This window comes from Mesorhizobium sp. M8A.F.Ca.ET.207.01.1.1, from assembly GCF_004794715.1.
In the GTDB taxonomy this organism is placed as follows: Bacteria; Pseudomonadota; Alphaproteobacteria; order Rhizobiales; family Rhizobiaceae; genus Mesorhizobium.
Genome location: NZ_SRUS01000173.1, coordinates 1 through 386, shown reverse-complemented (window position 1 = coordinate 386; position 386 = coordinate 1). Strand labels below are relative to the sequence as shown.

The 386-nt window shown below is 67.9% G+C and carries 1 protein-coding gene; it reads left to right on the top strand.

The genetic code is table 11. From position 1 onward, the window contains the following. Positions 1–386, top strand: a 386-nt coding sequence (locus EN850_RS34045) for a hypothetical protein (protein ID WP_136092971.1), incomplete at both ends; no start/stop codon positions are given.

Below are 386 nucleotides of genomic sequence, written 5' to 3'. Positions count from 1 at the left end.
GGCCTGGCCATGGGCGGCCCGATGACGGCGGCCGCGGCCACGGTCACCGTGCGCGACCCGAACCTGCTCGATGGCCGCTGGTACGCACCGGGCGCATGGAGCAATGGCGATCCGAACCTGACCGTTGAAAACCATGCCTACATCGACAGCATGACACCGGTTGTCGTCGACGGCATCCGCGCCGACTCTTGGCGCGTGGACATCGGCCACGCCGGCAGCGGCGAGCTGTCCATCCAGAATGGCGGCGTGCTGGAAAGCACCGCCATCTTCATCGCCACGCTGCCCGGCTCGACCGGCAAGGTCACGGTGACCGGCGCCGGTTCGCGGTGGATCGGCAACAACAGCATCGGTGTCGGCCATGAAGGCAGGGGCTACCTGGACGTGCT